Raw genomic sequence first — 14,299 nt, forward strand, 5'->3', positions numbered from 1 at the left:
GTGATTGACCGGCCGGGCGGCGGGAAGCCGCTCGAAAGCGGCACTTCGACCGCCGCTGTTCCCCCCACAGGAGGTCGACCATGCGGATCCGTACGCTCGCCGGCGCCGTGGCCGCCGTGTTCGTCCTGTCGAGCCCCGTGGTGGGCGGACAGGCCGTGGCGGTCAGGACGGCCGACTCGGCGGCGCCTTCGGGGGAGACCCGGGTGCTGACCTACGACACCGGACGGGCGGGGGAGTTCGCGTCCGCGGTGGACCGGGGAGCGGCGATCTGGAACGACAGCCTTGACGCGGTGGAACTGCGGCCCGCCGCGGCGGGGGAAGCCGCGGACATCCGCATCGTCGTGGTCGACGGCTGGCCGCGCACGGTGCCCGGCGGCCTGGGCGGCGGCACCGTCTACTTCGGCCGGGCGGCGGTGGCGGAGGGTCACTCCACCGTCCGTATAGCCGCCCACGAACTGGGGCACGTCCTGGGCCTGCCGGACCGTAAGCCGGGACCGTGCTCCGAACTGATGTCCGGCGCCAGCGCCGGGCCGTCCTGCAGGTCCACCCTGCCGAACGCGGCCGAGCGGGCGGAGGTCGAGGAGAAGTTCGAACGGGCCCCGGCCGGGCTGTTCATGTGACCGATGTGACGACTGAGCCGATCTCCGCTATGGTTTTCTCAGGTCACGGCGAGGACGAAACCCCGCCGCCCGGCCGTGCGTTGGTGGTCCAAGGAAAGACGCCTCGCTTCCTGCGGGGAGATGCAGGTGCAAGGCCTGCCCGGCGCTCCAGTTCATGAGCCCCGTCCCGCGGTCGCGGTGCGGGGCTCATGTCATTCCCGTGTGCTCACGGCTGGACGGGCATGGTCCGGCAGTTGGAGCTCGTCGCCTTGCCCTTGAGCCGGTCGGTCAGCCACTCCACCGCGTCGCCCTGGTCGGTCAGCAGGGGCACCAGATGGTTGGTGAGCAGCTTGTCGCCCAGGTTCGGCAGCCTGACCGCCTTGTAGGTGACGTCGGCGCCCTTGTCGCACCAGTCCACGGCCAGTTGCCGCGCCTGCGCGTGCGGCACGATGTCGTCCTTCGTGCCCGTCGCCAGGCGGACCGGCCCGGTGGGCTTCAGCCGGCCGAGACGCTGGTCGTCCAGGACGGCCTGGGCGGCGGGCTCTCCGGCGATGATCTCGCCGACGGACTTCCCGCTCTTCGTCCACTTGGTGCTCTTCGTGAAGCCGTAACCCAGGATCGCGTCGCCCACGCAGGTGGTGGAGATGTCCTTCAGCGCCTTGCGTCCGGCGTCGTTCAGGTTCGCCTCGACGACGTCCCGCAGCGCCGGCGCGGTCTGTGCGAACCCGTTGATGGACCAGCCGAGAGCGCCGGCCAGCGCGCTGCCGTCGATGCCCTTCGTCACCTCCGTCAGGTCGGCGGGCGGCGCGCCGCTGTAGGTGCCGGCCAGCGGGATCTCGGGCGCGTACGTGCTGTGGAGCTCGGCCGCGGCGGCGCTGGCCCCGCCGCCCTGGCTGTAGCCGTACATCCCCACCCGGGAGGCGGCGGTGACGGACGCGCCGGGCACGGAGCGGGCCGCGCGGGCCGCGTCCAGCATGGCGTGGCCCTCGTCGACGCGGTTGACGTAGGTGTGCAGCCGGTCGGTGGCGCCGAGGCCGACGTAGTCGGTGACGACGACCGCCGCGCCGGTGGCCAGCAGCCGGTAGACGGCGAGGGTCTCGTAACCGAAGGACACCGTCTGGCCGGTGAGGGTCAGCGGGTTCTCCAGGGCGAGGGAGGGCGCGCACTGGTCGCCCTGGCCCATGGTGCCGGAGCCGACGACCACCAGGGGGCGCGGTCCGGACCCCTTCCAGTCGGCGGACGGCTCGATGTAGGCGCCGGTGACGGCCACCGGCTCCCCGTTGGTGTCCGTGGACGTGTACATCAGGCGGGTGGCCGTGCCCGGCAGGCGCCGGCCGTTCAGGCCGGGCAGGCTCAGCCCGAGGCGCAGGGGCTCATGGCGGATCAGCTTGCCGTTGCCCGACGGGAGTTCGGCGGGCGGGGTGTAGAAGGCGGGGATGGTGACGCCCCGCGACACGACGGGGTCGGCCGCCGCGGCGGGCGACGCGGACGCGCACACACAGGCCGTCGTCGCGACGACGGTGGTCAGCACGCTGCTGATACGGCTCACGGCTCTCTCCTTGCTGCGGCTGCAGAAGATGAACCCGAAAACTAACAGCGTTCACTTACCGCCGGTAACCCACGAGTAAGTTACGGACGGGTAACTCTTGTGAACGATGGACCGGACCACTCCGGACAGCGCGAGAAGCGGGCCCCGCCCAGGAGTTCGGCAGGGCCCGCCGGTGTGCGGAGGGGGAGAGCCGTCAGGCCGTGTGCAGCGTCAGCCCGTAGCGGTTGAGGATCTCGTTGACCGGCTGGAACCAGGTCTCACCCCCACTGGAGCAGTTGCCCCAGCCGCCGGAGGTGACGCCCTGCGCCTGGTCGCCGCTGATGAACGAGCCGCCCGAGTCGCCGCCCTCGGCGCACACGCTGGTCTTCGTCATCTGGTGCACCGCGCCCTGGGCGTAGTTCACGGTCTCGTTCTTCGCCAGCACGGTGCCGCAGTGCCAGTGGGTGGTCGAGCCCGAGCGGCAGATCGAGGCGCCGACCGGGGCCTCGGCCGAGCCGCGCACCAGCTGGTCGGAGACGGTGCCCCAGCCGAGCACCACCGGCACGGTCCACCAGCCGCTGCCCACGTTCACCCAGGCGTAGTCGTTGTCCGGGAACGAGGAGCCCTGGAAGTTGCCGATGTACGAGCCGTCCCAGCCGCGCACCTGCTGGCCGGCGCCTCCGCAGTGCCCGGCGGTGACGAAGCCGCCGTGCACCGAGAAGCCTATGGAGCAGCGGACGTTGCCCGTGTAGTACGGGTCGCCGCCGACCGTGCCCGCGGCGAACGTGGACGGCGCGTCCGCCACCGTCCGCACCGTCACCGGACCGGCCGCGCGCGCCTTCCTCACGAAGGCGCGGACATCGTTGTCGGTCCGCGCGTCCTCGACCACGTTCACCACGACCGTGTTGGCGGCCGGGTCCACGGCCCAACTGGCCACGCCCGCCGGGGCGTCGAGGCGGTCGAGGCTGGACTTGGCGCTGTTCAGCTGCCGTTCGGTGTGCTCGACGGTGCGCACGGCGGCACCGGACTCGCGCAGGGTGCGGACGGTCGTGGCGTCGGCGTCCGGGGTGACGGCGACGGTCAGTTCTCCGCTCCGGGCGTCGAACCAGGAGCCCCCGTAGGCGGATCCGGCGGTCTTGCGCGCCGTGGGGAGCAGCGCGGTGGCCCGCTGCTCGGCGGCCAGCCGGGCCTCCGCCTCGGCGCGGGTCAGGCCCAGGTCGCGTCGCATCGCGTCGAGCAGTGCGGGGGAGGCGGGTGCGGAGGCGTCGGCCGCGGCGGAGGCGGGGACCTCCTGCGCCGAGGCGGGGAGGGTGCCGGCCGCCGCCCAGCTGCCGATCAGCAGCGCCGCGGCCACGGCCGCGTGCGTGAGTCCGGTGCGTCGTCTCATGGAAGGTCGCCCTTCGTCGTTCCAGCAGAGGTGGGGGTGGAACACACACGTCTGAGAGCGCTCTCTAACGAGTCGGGGCGAAGCCTAGCGACTTGATCATGGCAGGTCTATGCCAAGTTTCCGGCCGTGCGGCCGAAAGCCCGCTCCAGGGGCCCTACTGCACGGGCACGCGCACGGTGAGGAGGGCGACGTCGTCGTCGTTCCCGGCCGGGCGGGCGCGCTCGAGCACCAGGTCGGTGAACCGGGCCGGCGGGTGCTCCGCCAGCGCCGCCGCGTGCGTGCGCAGCAGCTCCAGGCCCTCGTCCAGGGACCGGCTCGGCTCCTCGATCAGACCGTCCGTGTAGAACAACAGCGTCGCCCCAGGCGGCACTTCGGTCTTCCCGTCGGGACGCGGCCGCTCCAGGGCGGTGCCGAGCAGCATGCCGTGTCCGCCGTCGAGGAACCGCGCCTCGCCGTCCCGTGTGACCAGCAGCGGGGGAGGGTGTCCCGCGTTGGTCCACTCCAGCGTCCACCGCCCGTCGTCCTCCCGGGACAGACGGGCGAACACCAGGGTCGCCATGGTGACGTCGGTGATGTGCACGGCCGCCCGGTCGAGCTGCGACACGATGACGCTGGGCGGCTCCTCCTGGCTCCACGCGTACGCCCGCAGCACGTTGCGCAGCTGAGCCATGCCCGCCGCCGCGTCCAGGTCGTGCCCGACGACGTCCCCGACGGCCAGCGCGGTCGCCCCGTCCGGCAGCACGAACGCGTCGTACCAGTCACCGCCCACCTGCGAGGCGTCCGGGGCGGCCAGGTACCGCGCGTACATCTCCAGGCCGGGCACGTGCGGGAGCTGCGGCAGCAGATGGCGCTGCATGGTCTCGGCGACCGTGCGCTGCCGTTCGTAGAGCCGGGCGTTGTCCAGCGCCAGCCCCGCCCGCCGGCAGATGTCCTCCAGCAGCGGCAGGTCGTCCGCGGTGAACGCCTCCGCCCGCCCGGCACGCCCCAGGGTCAGGGCGCCCAGTACCTCCCGCACCCCGCGGATCGGCGCCACGGCCGCCGAGTGGATGCCGGACTCCGCGAACAGGCGGGCCTGCTCCGCCCCGAGCGGGGAGTCCGCCGCGAGCCGCGGGGAGGGCGCGTCCAGCGCGGGGGAGACCCCGCGCAGCGCCCGCGCCAGCGGCAGCAGCGAGTCCTCCGGGACGGGGGAGAGGGGGCCTTCGAGGTCGTCGCGCCGCACCAGGTCGCCGCCCTCGGCGTGGACCACGGTCGACCGGCGCACCCGGCCGCGCTCGGCGGCCAGGTCGACGACCGCCCAGTCGGCCAGCTGCGGCACGACCAGCCGCACCAGCCTGCGCAGCGCCTGCTCGACGTCCAGCGTGGCGGTCAGCTGGGTGGTGGTCTCCGCCAGCAGCGCCAGCCGCTCCAGCTCGGGCAGCGGGCTGCCGAACCGGTCGCCGGGGGTGCGGGTCTCCTCCGGGTCGTGCGGCGCGTGGAACAGCACCAGCGTGCGGACCGTCCCGTCGTCCGTGCGGCACGGAGTGACCAGCCAGGACACCCGCATGAGGGACCCGTCGCCGCGCTCGAACCACTCCTCCTCCGACTGCACGGTCCGGCCCGCCATGTAGGCCTGCCGCATCCCGCACTGGGCGCGCGGCAGGGTGGCGCCGTACCGGCTGCGGTGCAGCAGCTCGTGCGCGTCCCGGCCGCGGAACTCCCTGGCCGGGCGCCCGAGCAGCTTCTCGGCCCGCGCGTTCACCGCCACGACCGCGCCCGTCGCGTCCACCACGTACGCGCCGGTGTCCAGGGACGCCAGCAGCGAGCTCAGCGACGCCGGCACAGCCCGTTCCGCGCCGTCCGCGGCGTCCGGCGTGTCGTCGTACGTCATCCGGCGGCCCCCGTCCGGCGGGTGGCCCGTCCCCGCTCCGTCACGTGACGCACCTCCCGAGTTCCGCTCCGTCCGGGCGCCTCCGCCCGGGCGTCCCCGCGGGCGGCTGCGGCCCCCGGGTACCCGGAGCGCCGCGCCTGTCCCTCCCCGCCGTGCTGCCACTGCCCTGTCACGCGCCGTCCCCCTCCGCCCGTTCGGCCCGGCGCGCGGCGGCATCCGCCTCGCGCTCGGCCCCCTTCAGCTCCTCCGCCGCGGCTTGGTCGTGCTCCCGCGCCTCGGCGAGCTCCGCGTCCGCCCGCTCCTGTTCCGTACGGGCCCGCGTGAGCTGTTCCTCCAGGGCGGCCACCCGCTCCCCGGCCTCCCGCTCCAGCTCCTCCGCCCGTTCCAGTGCCGCCGCGGACTCCTCGCGTGCCGTGCGCCGCTCGCGCAGCCGCGCCTGCGCGGCCCGAGCCTCCTCCCGGGCCCGGGCGGCGCGTTCCTCCCGCTCGGCGCGCCGCCGCTCGGCCTCCTCGTCCTTCTTCTTCCGTGCCGGCGTCGTGTCCGTACGCGGCTTCCTGGCGCGGGAGGGATCGCGGCGGGGAGGTGCGGCGGCGACCGCGTCCGCGCCGAACTCCGAGGGCGGGGTGAGCACACCCTCCACCCGGCCCGCCTCCCACACCGCGGCGGCCTCCGGGTCGGCGAGCACAGCCCGCAGCGTCGTCTCGACGTCCCGCTGCACCGCGTCCGACAGCGGATGCCCCGCCTCCCGCGCCAGCGCCGCCGCCTGCCGCGACATCTCGGAGACGATGCGACGACGCTGCGCCGACAGCTCCTTCAGACCGCTCGGGTCCAGCGTCGCGTACGCCTCCCGCAGCGCCCGCCCCAGCTCCAGGAACCGCTCCGCCTCCTCGGGCCGCGACCGCCGCAGCAGGTTCGCGGCCCACCCGGCGAGGGTGGGACGGCGGGCGGCGTGGATACGGCGGGCGTCCTGGGCGCGGCGCCGGGTGCGGGCCCGCGCGGCGTGCTCCTCCCGCCGGGCGACGAACTCCGACGGCGGCAGCGCGTACAGCTCGTCGAGGACCGCCTCGACGTCGTCCTCGGGGCCGGGCCGCCCGTCCTCGCGCCGCATGATCTCCACGAAACACCGAACCCGGCGCCCCCGCACATCGGGACGGACCGCCTGTCGGACGTTCGTGACCAGGGCGTTCACAGGCGCTCGCCCGCCACCTCGTGGTCGTCGGGATCCGGCCCGGCGCCGTTCGCCCTGGCGCGGAGCAGCCGCAGCCGGTCCAGACGGGAGATCACGGGCGTGGCGCTCACCCCGTGCAGCACCACCGAGGCGACCACGGTGAACGTCACCACCGCCCACAGCACCTCGGGCGGCACCCCGAAGTCGTGCGAGGCCAGCGCGTACGCCAGGTAGAACAGCGAGCCGATGCCGCGGATGCCGAAGAACGCGGTGACCACCCGCTCGCGCGGGCCCGCCGCCGCGCCGAACTGGGCCACCCACCCGGCCAGCGGGCGGACGACGAGCAGCAGGAGCACCGCCACCGCCGCCCCCTGCCAGCTCAGCGGGGCGAGCCCGCCCTGGGCGACGAACGCGCCCACCAGGAACAGCAGCACCGCCGTCAGCAGCCGCTCGAGCTGCTCCACGAAGTCGTGCAGCACCCCGTGGTAGCCGTTGGTCCGTTCCGCCGCGCGGATCCGGCAGGCGGTGACGAACACCGCCAGGAAGCCGTAGCCGTGCACCAGTTCCGTCACCCCGTACGCGAGGAACGTCGCGGCGAGGGCGACGAACCCCTCGCTGTGCTCCGACAGCCGCATCGCCTGCCACCGGGCCCGGAAGAACAGCCGGCCCAGCAGCGCCCCGACGGCCAGGCCCGCGGCCACGCCCGCCGTGCACTTGTAGAGCACGTCCACCAGCAGCCAGTGGCCGACGCCGCCATCTGTGAGGTTCCCGCCCGCGGCGGCCAGGGCCATCGCGGCGGCCACGAACGGGAACGCGAGCCCGTCGTTCAGCCCCGCCTCACCGGTCAGGGTGAAGCGGACCTCGTCCTCGTCGTGCTCCGCGTCCGTCGGCTCACCGACGCGCACCTCGGAGGCGAGCACCGGGTCGGTCGGCGCGAGCACCCCCGCCAGCAGCAGCGCGGCGGCCGCCGGCCAGCCCAGCAGACCCCAGGACAGGGCGGCCACGGCGGCTATGGTCAGCGGCATCGTGATGCCCAGCTGACGCCACACGCCCTGCCAGCTCACGCGGCCGAAGGGCCGGTTCAGAGCGAGGCCCGCGCCCATGAGCGAGAGCACCACGCAGATCTCCGCGAGGTGCTCCACCCACACCCCGTCCGCCACCGGATCGATCTCGGGCAGCGGGAGGGGCAGCACCTGGACGGCGGCGCCGAGCGCCAGGAACACCAGGGGCAGCGACAGCGGCCTGCGGGCCAGCAGGCGCGGCAGCACGGCCGCGCCCAGGGCGACCGCGCCGAGAAGGGCGAAGAGGAAGTCTGCTGTGGTCACCGCTCACTCGTGCCCCGGCCTCCCGTGACGTACGCCCGTGTCGGTACGCGCGGTTACTCCCGCCGTGGGATGTCCCGGCCGGGCGGGCACGGCACCGTGGACGGCGTGAAACTCCAACGTCCCGCACGCCGGGCGCTCCTCGTCGTCCATGTCGTCGCCTCCGCCGGCTGGCTGGGGCTCTCCGCCGGGCTGCTCGCCCTCGGCCTGTCCGCGAACACCACCGGCTCGGCCGCCACGCTGGAGGCGGCCGTACGGTCCATGCAGCTGTTCGCCGACTGGCTGCTGCTGCCGATCGCCCTGCTGACCCTTGTCAGCGGGCTGGTCCTGGCCCTGGGCACGCCCTGGGGTCTTGCCCGGCACCGCTGGGTGTGGACCAAGTTCTGGCTGACCCTCGCCACCACCACCGCGACCGCCTTCGCGCTGCGGCCGGGTGTGAACGAGGCGGTGGCGGCCGTGTCCGCCGGACATGCGCTGCCCGACGGCGAGGACGTCCTGATGGGCCCGGTGGTGTCCCTGTCCGCCTACGTCTTCATGACGGTGATCTCGGTCCTCAAGCCCTGGGGGCTCACCCGCCGCGGCAGGCGGCTGCGGGAGGCGGCCCGCAAGGGGAGGTCCGCCGAGCCCGCCCGCGTCTGACGGGCGGGCCGCGGCGTCCGGGAGAGCCGCCTCACCTCACAGCGTGCGCTCCAGCCGGTCCGCCATCAGCCGCACGAACCGCGCCGGGTCCTTCGGCCGGCCGCCCTCCGCCACGACGGCGAGGGTGTACAGCAGCTCGGCGGTGTCGGTGAGCTCCGAGCGGTCCTCCCGCTCCGTGTACGCCTCGTTCAGCCCCTTCACCAGGGCGTGGTCCGGGTTGAGCTCGAGGATGCGCTTGCTGTGCGGCACCTCCTGGCCCATGGCCCGGTACATGCTCTCCAGCGCCGGAGTGAGGTCGTTCGCGTCGGCGACGAGACAGGCCGGGGACCGGGTGAGCCGCGTCGACAGGCGCACCTCCTTGACGTCGTCGTCCAGCCGCTCCCGCATCCAGCCGAGCAGCCCCGCGTACGCCTCGGCCTGCTGCTTCTGCTCGTCCTCGCTCGTGTCGTCCTCGCGCGCGTCCAGGTCGATCTCGCCCTTGGCGACGGACCGCAGCCGCTTGCCCTCGAACTCGCCGACGGCGTCCACCCACACCTCGTCGACCGGGTCGGTGAGCAGCAGCACCTCGATGCCGCGCTCCCGGAACGCCTCCATGTGCGGGGAGTTGTCGATCGTCTCGCGGGACTCGCCGGTGATGTAGTAGATGTCGTCCTGGCCCTCCGGCATCCGCTCCACGTACCGCTTGAGCGTGACCGCCTCGCCGTCCTCGTGCGTGGAGGCGAACGACGCCACCGCCAGCAGCGCGTCCCGGTTGTCGGGGTCGGTGACCAGACCCTCCTTCAGCACCGCGCCGAACTCCCGCCAGAACGTGGCGTACTTGTCCGGGTCCCCGGTCATCACGCTCTTCACCGAGGACAGCACCTTCTTGGTGAGCCGGCGCTGCATCATCCGGATGTGCCGGTCCTGCTGGAGGATCTCGCGGGACACGTTGAGCGACAGGTCCTGCGCGTCCACCACGCCCTTCACGAACCGCAGGTACGCCGGGAGCAGCGCCTCGCAGTCGTCCATGATGAACACGCGCTTCACGTACAGCTGGAGACCGTGCCGCATGTTCTGCCGGAACAGGTCGTGCGGGGCGTGCGACGGGACGAACAGCAGGGCCTGGTACTCGAAAGTGCCTTCCGCGTGCAGCTGGATCGTCTCCAGCGGCTCGCGCCAGTCGTGGCCGATGTGCTTGTACAGCTCGTGGTACTCGTCCTCGGACACCTCGTCGCGCGGGCGCGCCCACAGCGCCTTCATCGAGTTCAGCGTCTCGGGCCCGGCGGCCTCACCGTCGTCGCCCTTCCCGTTCTTCTCACCGACCAGCCGGATCGGCCAGGTGATGAAGTCCGAGTAGCGCTTGACGATCTCCTTGATCTTCCACACCGACGTGTAGTCGTGCAGCTGGTTGTCCGGGTCGGCCGGCTTCAGGTGCAGGACGACGGAGGTGCCCTGCGGCGCGTCGTCGACCCGCTCCAGCGTGTACGTGCCCTCGCCGCGCGAGGACCAGCGGGTGCCCTGCTTCTCGCCGGCCTTGCGGGTCACCAGGGTCACCTCGTCGGCGACCATGAACCCGGAGTAGAAGCCGACGCCGAACTGCCCGATCAGCCCCTCCGCCCCGGCGGCGTCCTGCGCCTCCTTCAGCTCCTTCAGGAACTGCGCCGTGCCGGAGTTGGCGATGGTGCCGATCAGCTCGCCGACCTCGTCGTACGACATGCCGATGCCGTTGTCCCGCACGGTGAGCGTCCGGGCGTCCTGGTCGGTCTCCAGCTCGATGTGGAGGTCGGAGACGTCGGCGTCGAGCGTGTCGTCGCGCAGCTTGGCCAGCCGCAGCTTGTCGAGCGCGTCCGAGGCGTTGGAGACGAGCTCACGGAGGAAGACGTCCTTGTTCGAGTAGACCGAGTGGATCATCAGCTGGAGCAGCTGACGGGCCTCTACCTGGAACTCAAACGTTTCGGTCGACATGGTGCGCGATTACCTCACTGGTCCATGAAACGCCGGATACTGGCGCGATCACTGTAGTCAACGCGGCGTCAGCTGCCCGCGGATCCGCCCGATCCGCCGCCCTTCAGGGGCAGGGGCCGGGTCACCGCCGCGTCCAGCAGGGGGCCGAGTTCGCGGGCCGCCGACGTCAGGGCGCGGACGCTGCGCTCGGCCCGGGCGATCAGGATGGCCCCTTCGAGGGAGCTGATCATCAGCGTGGCGAGCGGCCGGCTGCGCTCCTCGGGCACGCCCATGTCCCTCAGGGCGCCGGCCACCGCGCCCGTCCACCGGGTGAAGGCGGCCTCGGCGGCCGCCCGCGTGGAGTCGGCCGTACGGGCGCAGTCCACCGTGGCCGCCGCGACCGGGCAGCCGCCGTCGAACCCCTCGGTCTCGTACTCGTCGGTCCACTGGCGGACCATCTCGGCGAACAGCCCGGACGGGGTCGGCTCGGGCAGCGCGGCGAGGAACCGCGCCACCCGGTTCCCGGCGTACCGGCCGGCCCAGCCGACGGCCTCGTTGACGAGCTGCTCCTTGCCGTCGGGGAAGTAGTGCTGGAGCGAACCGCGCGGCGCCCCCGCGTGGGCGGCCACCTCGCGCATGCCCGTGGCGCCGACTCCCTCGCGCCGGATCAGCTGGGCGGCGCTGAACACCATCCGCTCCCGCGGCCCCCGCTCGGCGCCTGCCATCCGGCCTCCCGCATCTCGTCACGCTTTGTGCGTATCCACCCTATGACGGTCGTCATAGTCGCGGCTACTATGACAACGGTCATAACAGCGAGGGCGGTGGTGCGGCATGCGGGTGGGCTTCGTCGGACTCGGGGTCATGGGGCGGCCCATGGCGCTCAACCTCGCGCGCGCCGGGATCCCGCTCGTGCTGTGGAACCGCACCCCGGAGCGGTGCGCGCCCCTGCGCGCCGCCGGGGCCGACGTGGCCGCGAGCCCCGCCGAGGTGTTCGAGCGGGCGGACACCGTGCTGCTGATGCTGGCCGACGAGGCGGCCGTCGACGCCGTGCTCGGCCGCGGCACCCCCGGCTTCGGCGGGCGCGTCGCCGGACGCACCGTCGTCCACATGGGCACCACGTCCGCCGAGTACTCCGCCGCGCTGGAGAAGGACGTACGCGCCGCCGGTGGCGCCTACGCCGAGGTGCCCGTCTCCGGCTCCCGCGTCCCCGCCGAGCAGGGCGAGCTCGTCGCGATGCTCGCGGGCGAGGACTCCGTCCTCGCCCAGGTGCGCCCGCTGCTCGCCCCGATGTGCCGGGAGAGCTTCGACTGCGGGCCCGTGCCGGGCGCCCTGCTGATGAAGCTCGCCGTCAACCTCTTCCTGATCACCCAGGTCACCGGGCTCACCGAGGCGTTCCACTTCGCCGACCGGCACGGCCTCGACCGCGCCCGCTTCCTCGACGTGCTGGACGCGGGCCCCATGGCCAGCTCCGTGTCCCGGATGAAGGCGCCCAAGCTGCTCGTCCGGGACTTCGCGGTCCAGGCCGCCGCCACCGACGTACTCAAGAACAACCGCCTGATCGCCGAGGCCGCCCGCGCGGCGGGGGTCGCCTCACCACTGCTCGACGTGTGCCACGCCCTCTTCGAGGAGACCGTGGCGGGCGGACACGGCGGCGAGGACATGGTGGCCGTGCTGCGCGCCCTGGAAGCCCGCACCGACGCGGCTCCCGCCCCCCTCGCGGGCCCCGGCGGCGGCCCCGCCTGAGCAAGGCGACGACCAACCGGCCCAGCGTGCGAGCATGGGCGGATGAGCATCCTCCGCAGGAACAACGTCCGTGTGACCGGGGCCACCACCGGGCGTCCTGTCGTCCTCGTGCACGGCTTCGGCTGTGACCAGAACATGTGGCGTCTGGTCGAGCCGCTTCTCGCCGAGGACCACCCGCTGGTGCTCTTCGACTACGTCGGGGCCGGGCGCTCCGACCTGTCCGCCTGGCAGGAGGACCGGTACTCCTCCCTCGACGGCTACGCCCGCGACCTGGTCGAGGTCTGCGAGGAGCTGGACCTGCGCGACGCGGTCGTCGTCGGCCACTCGGTGAGCTCCATGACCGGCGTGCTGGCCGCGGCCGCCGCCCCCGAGCGCATCGGCGCCCTCGTCATGGTGTGCCCCTCGCCCCGCTACATCGACGAGGACGGCTACCGCGGCGGCTTCTCCGCCGAGGACATCGAGGAACTGCTCGAGTCCCTGGAGTCGAACTACCTCGGCTGGTCGGCGACCATGGCCCCGGTCATCATGGGAAACCCGGACCGTCCGGAGCTCGGCGAGGAACTGACCAACAGCTTCTGCGCGACCGACCCGGACATCGCCCGGGTCTTCGCCCGCACGACGTTCCTCTCCGACAGCCGCAAGGACCTCGAGACCGTGACCGTCCCCACCCTGATCCTGGAGTGCGAGCAGGACGTCATCGCGCCCCGCGAGGTCGGCGCGTACGTCCACGCCGCCGTGCCCGGCAGCGAACTGGTCACCCTGGACGCCGTCGGCCACTGCCCGCAGCTCAGCGCCCCCGAGGCCACCGCATCGGCGATCAGCGCCTTCCTCTCCCCGGGAGTCCGTTGAACCCGGGCGCCGCGGACGACCCCGGCGCGGAGACGCCCGGCGCCCGACCCGCGTTCAGCTCCCTGCTGGAGGACTCGGCGGAGGACCTGTACGAGTCGGCGCCGTGCGGCTACCTGTCCACCCTGATGGACGGCACCATCGCCAAGATCAACGCCACCCTCCTGGGCTGGCTCGGCCTGTCCCGTGAGGAGGTCGTCGGCCGCAAGCGGTTCAGCGACCTCCTCACGGTCGGCGGCCGGCTCTACCACGAGACGCACTTCGCCCCGCTGCTGCGCATGCAGGGCCACCTCGGCGGCGTCGCGCTGGAGATGCGCACCGCCGCCGGACCCCGGCTGCCGGTCCTGGTCACCTCCACCCTCAAGCGCGGCCCCGACGGCGAACCCCTGCTGATCCGCACCACCGTCTTCGACGCCACGGACCGGCGCTCCTACGAGCAGGAACTGCTGCGCGCCCGCCGGGCCGCCGACGAGGCCCGCGAACAGGCCGAGGCCGACCGCGCCCAGCTGCGCGAGGCCCTGGCCGTGCTCCAGCGCAGCCTGCTGCCCGCCACCCTCCCCGACCTGCCCGGCGTGGAGACGGCCGGCTACTACCACCCGGCCTCCCCGACGGAGCTCGGCGGTGACTTCTACGACCTGTTCGAGCTCGACGACACCCGGACCGCCTTCTTCCTCGGCGACGTCTGCGGCAAGGGCCCCCAGGCCGCGGCCGTGACCTCGCTCACCCGCTACACCCTGCGCGCCGCCATGATCCAGGACGCCGACCCGGCGGACAACCTGCGCATCCTCAACCGGGCCCTCATGGCGCGCTACACCGGCGACGACCCCCGCTACTGCACCGCCGTGGCCGGCGTCTTCGAACGGGTGGGGGACACCCTGACCGTCCGGCTCGCCTCCGGCGGCCATCCCCCCGCGCTGGTCCTGCGGGCCGACGGCACGGCCGAGTTCCTGAGCACCCGGGGCGGCATGCTGGTCGGCGTCCTCGCCGCGGCGCAGTTCGTCGAGGTGCGCACCGTGCTGCGGCCCGGCGACACGCTGCTGCTCTACACCGACGGCCTCACCGAGGCCCGCGTCGGCCCCGGCAGGGAACTCTACGGCTACGAAGCCCTGCTGGAGTTCGCCACCGCGCGCGCCCCCGCGGGCAGCCGCGCGCTCGTCGACGCCTTCACCGGCCTGCTGCGCGACTTCGGCGACGGCCTCGACGACGACACCGCGCTCCTCGCGATCGGCGTCCCCGCCACCCCCTGATCCTCCTCCCCAGCACCAGTTTCACGGAAC

General features: G+C 73.4%; 12 protein-coding genes. 5 read left to right on the forward strand and 7 right to left on the reverse strand.

Going from position 1 to position 14,299, the window contains the following annotated elements:
* Positions 1-80: 80 nt before the first annotated feature.
* Positions 81-620: a snapalysin family zinc-dependent metalloprotease gene (locus AY578_RS31425; RefSeq protein ID WP_028960996.1), complete on the forward strand. Its 540-nt coding sequence runs from the start codon at positions 81-83 to the stop codon at positions 618-620.
* Between the two features lie 205 nt (positions 621-825).
* On the opposite strand, the gene AY578_RS31430 is transcribed toward AY578_RS31425, so the two are convergent.
* The 5 genes from AY578_RS31430 to AY578_RS31450 all read right to left on the reverse strand — a co-directional run bounded on the left by AY578_RS31430 (position 826) and on the right by AY578_RS31450 (position 7,874).
* Positions 826-2,148, reverse strand: coding sequence for a lipase family protein (locus AY578_RS31430; protein WP_028960997.1), 1,323 nt, complete (start codon positions 2,146-2,148; stop codon positions 826-828).
* A gap of 193 nt (positions 2,149-2,341) precedes the next feature.
* Positions 2,342-3,514 carry a S1 family peptidase gene (locus AY578_RS31435; protein WP_019527282.1) on the reverse strand — a complete coding sequence of 391 codons (1,173 nt, stop codon included), beginning with the start codon at positions 3,512-3,514 and terminating at the stop codon, positions 2,342-2,344.
* A gap of 154 nt (positions 3,515-3,668) precedes the next feature.
* Positions 3,669-5,381 carry a SpoIIE family protein phosphatase gene (locus AY578_RS31440; RefSeq protein WP_136237500.1) on the reverse strand — a complete coding sequence of 571 codons (1,713 nt, stop codon included), beginning with the start codon at positions 5,379-5,381 and terminating at the stop codon, positions 3,669-3,671.
* Between the two features lie 169 nt (positions 5,382-5,550).
* Positions 5,551-6,489, reverse strand: coding sequence for a hypothetical protein (locus tag AY578_RS31445; protein WP_136237499.1), 939 nt, complete (start codon positions 6,487-6,489; stop codon positions 5,551-5,553).
* A gap of 77 nt (positions 6,490-6,566) precedes the next feature.
* A complete protein-coding gene (locus AY578_RS31450; protein ID WP_019527285.1) occupies positions 6,567-7,874 on the reverse strand; it encodes a cation:proton antiporter in 1,308 nt (435 codons plus the stop codon).
* Positions 7,875-7,943: 69 nt separating this feature from the next.
* Here AY578_RS31450 and AY578_RS31455 point away from each other — a divergent pair, with 69 nt between their 5' ends.
* The gene (locus tag AY578_RS31455) at positions 7,944-8,510 is read left to right on the forward strand and encodes a DUF2269 family protein (RefSeq protein ID WP_028960998.1); all 567 of its coding nucleotides are present in this window, start codon (positions 7,944-7,946) and stop codon (positions 8,508-8,510) included.
* A 36-nt stretch (positions 8,511-8,546) separates the two neighbouring features.
* Here AY578_RS31455 and htpG read toward each other — a convergent pair whose 3' ends face one another.
* Both htpG and AY578_RS31465 read right to left on the reverse strand, forming a co-directional pair.
* Positions 8,547-10,454 (reverse strand): molecular chaperone HtpG, encoded by a 1,908-nt coding sequence (htpG, locus tag AY578_RS31460; RefSeq protein ID WP_028960999.1) that lies wholly within the window; start codon positions 10,452-10,454, stop codon positions 8,547-8,549.
* A 68-nt stretch (positions 10,455-10,522) separates the two neighbouring features.
* Positions 10,523-11,158, reverse strand: a complete 636-nt coding sequence (locus AY578_RS31465) for a TetR/AcrR family transcriptional regulator (RefSeq protein ID WP_019527288.1) — start codon at positions 11,156-11,158, stop codon at positions 10,523-10,525.
* Positions 11,159-11,264: 106 nt separating this feature from the next.
* Here AY578_RS31465 and AY578_RS31470 point away from each other — a divergent pair, with 106 nt between their 5' ends.
* From AY578_RS31470 to AY578_RS31480, 3 genes are read left to right on the forward strand one after another with little or no spacing between them, the layout of a single operon-like run.
* Complete coding sequence (locus AY578_RS31470; RefSeq protein ID WP_019527289.1) at positions 11,265-12,176, forward strand: NAD(P)-dependent oxidoreductase; 912 nt, start codon at positions 11,265-11,267, stop codon at positions 12,174-12,176.
* Positions 12,177-12,218: 42 nt separating this feature from the next.
* Positions 12,219-13,025, forward strand: coding sequence for an alpha/beta fold hydrolase (locus AY578_RS31475; RefSeq protein WP_028961000.1), 807 nt, complete (start codon positions 12,219-12,221; stop codon positions 13,023-13,025).
* A complete protein-coding gene (locus AY578_RS31480; protein ID WP_028961001.1) occupies positions 13,022-14,269 on the forward strand; it encodes a PP2C family protein-serine/threonine phosphatase in 1,248 nt (415 codons plus the stop codon). The genes AY578_RS31475 and AY578_RS31480 overlap by 4 nt, the downstream gene beginning before the upstream one ends.
* The last annotated feature ends 30 nt before the right edge of the window (positions 14,270-14,299 follow it).

It is taken from the genome of Streptomyces thermocarboxydus, from assembly GCF_024760485.1.
GTDB lineage: Bacteria > Actinomycetota > Actinomycetes > Streptomycetales > Streptomycetaceae > Streptomyces > Streptomyces cellulosae.

What these genes read in the sequence shown, in the direction of transcription:
- AY578_RS31440 (WP_136237500.1), bottom strand. Translation starts at nt 5,381, where the DNA reads ATGACGTACGACGACACGCCGGACGCCGCGGACGGCGCGGAACGGGCT.
- AY578_RS31435 (WP_019527282.1), bottom strand. Translation starts at nt 3,514, where the DNA reads ATGAGACGACGCACCGGACTCACGCACGCGGCCGTGGCCGCGGCGCTG.
- AY578_RS31475 (WP_028961000.1), top strand. Translation starts at nt 12,219, where the DNA reads ATGAGCATCCTCCGCAGGAACAACGTCCGTGTGACCGGGGCCACCACC.
- AY578_RS31470 (WP_019527289.1), top strand. Translation starts at nt 11,265, where the DNA reads ATGCGGGTGGGCTTCGTCGGACTCGGGGTCATGGGGCGGCCCATGGCG.
- AY578_RS31455 (WP_028960998.1), top strand. Translation starts at nt 7,944, where the DNA reads ATGTCCCGGCCGGGCGGGCACGGCACCGTGGACGGCGTGAAACTCCAA.
- AY578_RS31465 (WP_019527288.1), bottom strand. Translation starts at nt 11,158, where the DNA reads ATGGCAGGCGCCGAGCGGGGGCCGCGGGAGCGGATGGTGTTCAGCGCC.
- AY578_RS31425 (WP_028960996.1), top strand. Translation starts at nt 81, where the DNA reads ATGCGGATCCGTACGCTCGCCGGCGCCGTGGCCGCCGTGTTCGTCCTG.
- htpG (WP_028960999.1), bottom strand. Translation starts at nt 10,454, where the DNA reads ATGTCGACCGAAACGTTTGAGTTCCAGGTAGAGGCCCGTCAGCTGCTC.
- AY578_RS31445 (WP_136237499.1), bottom strand. Translation starts at nt 6,489, where the DNA reads ATGCGGCGCGAGGACGGGCGGCCCGGCCCCGAGGACGACGTCGAGGCG.